This window comes from Oleiphilus sp. HI0128 (assembly GCF_001635365.1).
Map to the genome: position 1 here is coordinate 1 of NZ_LWGG01000779.1, position 4892 is coordinate 4892.

5 protein-coding genes are annotated in these 4892 nt (G+C 45.8%); 1 reads left to right on the forward strand and 4 read right to left on the reverse strand.

Translation table 11 applies throughout. The features are described from left to right. Nucleotides 1–86: 86 nt before the first annotated feature. The 4 genes from A3763_RS11060 to A3763_RS11075 all read right to left on the reverse strand — a co-directional run bounded on the left by A3763_RS11060 (nt 87) and on the right by A3763_RS11075 (nt 4439). Entirely contained in the window at nt 87–851 is a 765-nt protein-coding gene (locus A3763_RS11060; protein ID WP_068506705.1) for an SDR family oxidoreductase, read from the reverse strand. Between the two features lie 192 nt (nt 852–1043). Further along, the gene (locus A3763_RS11065) at nt 1044–2024 is read right to left on the reverse strand and encodes an NADPH:quinone oxidoreductase family protein (RefSeq protein WP_068506707.1); all 981 of its coding nucleotides are present in this window, start codon (nt 2022–2024) and stop codon (nt 1044–1046) included. A gap of 91 nt (nt 2025–2115) precedes the next feature. Then, nucleotides 2116–3192 (reverse strand): phosphotransferase family protein, encoded by a 1077-nt coding sequence (locus A3763_RS11070; protein ID WP_068506709.1) that lies wholly within the window; start codon nt 3190–3192, stop codon nt 2116–2118. Nucleotides 3193–3200: 8 nt separating this feature from the next. Continuing rightward, entirely contained in the window at nt 3201–4439 is a 1239-nt protein-coding gene (locus A3763_RS11075) for an acyl-CoA dehydrogenase family protein (protein WP_068506712.1), read from the reverse strand. A 222-nt stretch (nt 4440–4661) separates the two neighbouring features. On the opposite strand from A3763_RS11075, the gene A3763_RS11080 reads away from it, so the two are divergent. Next, nucleotides 4662–4892 (forward strand): hypothetical protein (locus A3763_RS11080; protein ID WP_197482885.1); only part of this gene is annotated, 231 nt, incomplete at its 3' end.

Consider the following 4892-nt stretch of genomic DNA (forward strand, 5'->3'; position numbering starts at 1 on the left):
CAAAAAAAAGTACATATTATTATACAAATATTTTCTCGGTGTAGGCCTCAGGCTGCTCTGTGATCTCGGTGATTACATTTTTTAATTTAGATCGTTAGTCCACCATCAACGACAATACACTCGCCGTTGGTGTAGGAGCTTGCATCAGATACGAGGTAAAGTACCGTACCTGCCATTTCTTCTGGCTCTGCATGACGATGCATAGGAATCATCTGCATTGCGGCTTTGTGCATTTTCTCATTAGCAAATAACGCCCCGGCAAACTTGGTTTTAGTCAGGCCAGGCAAAATAGCATTACAACGGATACCCAGCGGTGCACATTCCTTCGCGAAGGCTTTAGTCATATTGATAACCGCCGCTTTGGTAATAGAATAAATCCCCTGCATCATGCCGGGCTGTAAGCCATTAACTGAAGCAGTATTGACGATGGCACCACCGCCATTTTTCTTCATCAATTTGCCTGCAGCGACTGACATAAAAAAGTAACCACGGATATTTACATCAACAGTTTTATCATAGGCCGCTAGGTCTGTATCAAGAATATGGCCAAAGTATGGGTTGGCTGCTGCATTGTTAACTAGAATATCGAGCTTGCCGTGCTTGCTTTCGATATGAGCAAAGCATGATTCAATCTGCCCCATATCACCGACATGGCATGCTAAGGCTTCAGCGGAACCACCCGCCTCAGTAATCGCATCGGCAACCAACTGGCAGTCATCTACCTTGCGGCTTGAAACAATAACGTGTGCGCCCTGCTCTGCTAATAGCTTCGCAATCGCTTCACCGATACCACGACTTGCGCCCGTTACCAGTGCAACTTTTCCTGTTAGATCAAATAAATTTGTAGCCATGTTTTTACCTATTAGTTCTAGAAAATATTTAAACACTAAGCACTTAAACCACCGAGAATACAGAGCGCTTCGCGTCACAGAGAAAAGATAAACACTCAACCTAAGTTCTAATACCTTCTCTGTGGAGGCCGCAGGCCGCTCGGTGTGCTCTGTGGTGGAATCAATCGAGTCTGACCCCTTTGATTAACCATATTACTCCGCTACCACAACAACCTTACCTTTAACCTCTCGGTTAAAGACTTTGGCTAATGCCTCTTTTGTGTTTGCTAAAGTAAAGACTTCATCGGTGACAACCGATACTTTGCCATCTTTATGCCAGGCAAAAAGCTCCTGCATATTTTGCAGGAAGACCATAGGTTCATGCATGACGAAGCTGCCCCAAAATACACCTATCACACTGTATTCTTTCACCAAGGCGAGATTAACTGGTAGCTTGGGAATGGTGCCTGATGCAAAGCCGATGACAAGCAAACGACCATTGCGAGCCATCGCTCTTGTGCAAGCATCAAATGCCTCGCCACCAACCGGATCGTAAACGACATCTACGCCCTTGCCTTTTGTCAGATCTTTTAGCGCTTGCTTGAGATCTTGTTCCTTATAGTTAACCAGCTCATCGGCACCTTGTTCCTTGGCGATTTCTAGCTTATCTTGAGAGGAACACACTGCAATAACCTTGGCCCCCATCGCCTTGCCGATTTGCACGGCAGCTAAGCCTGTTCCGCCTGCTGCACCCAGCACGACTAGCGTTTCACCTGACTTCAATCGAGCGCGTTGCTTTAAGGCATGATGAGCCGTGCCATGAGCACACATGATATTGGCGGCATCAATATCATTCATCTCATCGGGAATAGGCATGACTAACTTTGAATTAACAACCGCCTGCTCAGCAAAGCCTCCATATTTTTGGCTGCTACAGATTAGTCGCTGGCCAACCTTCAAGTGCTTAACCCCTTCGCCAAGCGATTCCACCTCGCCACAAAATTCCATACCGGGTATAAAGGGGCGCTCAGGTTGAACTTGATACAAGCCTTGCACTAAAAGGCCATCAGGGAAGTTAACGCCTGTCGCTTTAACGTTAATACGAACTTCGCCTTTAGCCGGCTCAGGCGCTTCGACGTCTTTAAATACCAAGGTATCTATAGGACCAAACTCTTCACATACGATTGCTTTCATTTATATTTCCTAATTTTGGAAAATCTATTTGTAGGCAGAGGGGTCAACCCCGTGCTAGTCCGCTAGCGAGCCATGTAAGGCTCTGCCTACATTAGCTTTCTTCTTTAATCACGGCCAACGCGCCCATTGCCAGAAGTGGCACATAAGCTCCGACTTTACCGGCCTGTTTACTGGAAGCGTTTCCGTCTAATGCTCGTTTCGCGACGCCTTGTGCGATCGCGGCTAAACGGAAGAAGCTAAAGGCTAGATAGAATGCCCAGTGATCAATCTTGTCGATTCCCATACGTTTGCAATATCGTGCAACATATTCTTTTTCAGTTGGAATACCTAGGCTTGTGCGATCAATACCTGCTAACCCACTCATTTGACCCGGCTTCTTTTGCCCGCCGCTAGCAGGCATACGCAACTGCATACATTGGTATGCCAAGTCTGCAAAAGGATGACCCAATGTAGACAACTCCCAATCTAATACGGCCAAAATACTAACTTCACCAGACTGCAAAGCGGCACTTGAAAACATCATATTGTCGAGGCGATAGTCACCGTGAACTAAGGAAACACGGCCGTCATCTTCGGGCAGATTTTCTTCTAACCATGCGATCAATTGATCCATTGCTGGAATCGGCTTAATTTCAGATGCTTTATATTGCTGACTCCAGCGAGATAGTTGGCGCTCAAAATAGTTCCCTGGCTTGCCATAATCACTCAATCCTGCACTGTCTAAATCGACACTATGAATCGCAGCTAGTACATCGCCCATTTGCTCGTATGCGGCGCTTCGCATTTCATTTGACGCTAGTTCTGGCAAGGCGGCATCCCAGAAGATACTGCCTGCGCAATACTCCATTACGTAGAACATGGAGCCGATAATTTCCCGGTCTTCACATAGGTGATACATGCGAGGCACCGGTACGTCAGAATCTGCTAGCGCTTGATAGACTCGAAACTCTCTGTCGACTGCATGAGCAGATTTGAGCAGTTTGCCTGGAGGCTGCCTTCTTAGAACAAAGTCCCCCGAAGGAGAAGACAGCTTGAAAGTCGGGTTTGACTGCCCCCCCTCAAATTTTGTTGCTTTAATCGGCCCAGAAAAGCCTTCGATATTGTCTGCAAGGTAAGCAGCTAGCTTAACAACATCGAGCTCATCAACATTTGTTTTTATATCCGACATACCTTCTCCTAAGCCTTACGCATCTTCATCATTTGCATTGCAGAATACCCTGCTGAGACACCACGACCAAGCTGCATCATATGAACCTGATCTGGCCCATCCGCTAGACGAATAATACGTGCCATTTGATATGCATCAGATAAGAAGAAGTCTTGGCTTAAACCTGCTGCGCCATGTATCTGAATCGCTCGATCAATTACCGTACAGGCCATTTGTGGCGCAACGATCTTGATCATGGCGATCAGGTCTTTTGCCCCTTTGTTGCCGTGTGAGTCCATTTTTGCAGCCGCTTTTAAGGTAAGCAAGCGCGCTTGTTCGATCTCGCAGTAGGACTTGGCAATGTCTTCACGCACCGAACCCTGCTTGCTCAGTGGCTTACCAAATACGACACGTTCTTCAGCTCTGACACACATTAACTCAAGTGCACGCTGTGCGGCTCCGATTAAACGCATGCAGTGGTGAATTCTACCGGGGCCTAAACGCCCTTGAGCAATTTCAAATCCACGCCCCTCACCTAGCAGTATATTCTCGGCAGGTACACGCACATTTTCGAATAAAATTTCTGCGTGACCTTCTGGCGCATCGTCATTACCGAATACTTGCATCGGTCGAACGACGGTGACACCCGGCGTGTTCATCGGTACGAGTATCATTGATTGTTGTAGGTGACGATTTTCGTTGTCCGGGTCTGTTTTGCCCATCACGATGAGTATTTCGCAACGCGGATCACACGCACCCGAGATATACCATTTACGACCATTAATGACGTAGTCTTCGCCGTCACGCGTAATAAGAGTCTGAATATTTGTTGCATCAGAGGAGGCTACATCGGGCTCAGTCATGGCAAAAGCAGAGCGAATCTCGCCTTCAAGCAAAGGTTGTAGCCATTTTTCTTTTTGCGCTTCAGTACCATAACGAACGAGTACTTCCATATTGCCTGTGTCGGGGGCGCTGCAATTAAATATTTCACTGGCAAAACGTGTCCGCCCCATGACTTCAGCCAGAGGCGCATATTCCAGGTTGCTTAAACCGTAGCCATAATCACTATCAGGCAAAAACAAATTCCATAAGCCCTGCTCTTTTGCGAGCGCTTTTAAGTCTTCAATTTGCTGAGGAATCTGCCACCTATCTTCGGCATTTTCGATAGTCTCTTTTATCTCTTGCTCAATTGGGTACAAATATTTTTCCAGAAAACTTGCCACTTCCTGAGTCAGATCTAGTACCTTCTGCGAGTATTCGAAATTCATATTTCACCTTTGTTGTTGAGCATATTGACATCAAGCCAACTTATCTTGGATGAAGGCATTATAGGCAGCAAAGAAAACATCATTGAAGTTTATTTACTTTATTTATAAATATAACTATCAGTGATACTTACAACTTATTCACTTGTCTAGACCCAGATCAACTCAACACTCCATTATTTATATTAGTATTTACTAATAAAGAGTTTTATTTGGAGATATTCAATGCAGAAATTCCTATTCAACTGCCTAGGGTTGAGCTTTAAGGTTTTCTTAGCCTTAGCACTAAGCCTATCGATTGCAGGCTGTAATGGCGGCTCAAGTAACTCTTCAGGTACAACACCAGGAGATGAAACAGATATCTCCGGGGTCATTGAGTTGCCTGAGAGCTCAACTCTTCAAGAAGATAAGCTCTCAATAGAAGTTGATGACGCCTCATACCCTGTTGACTCTAAA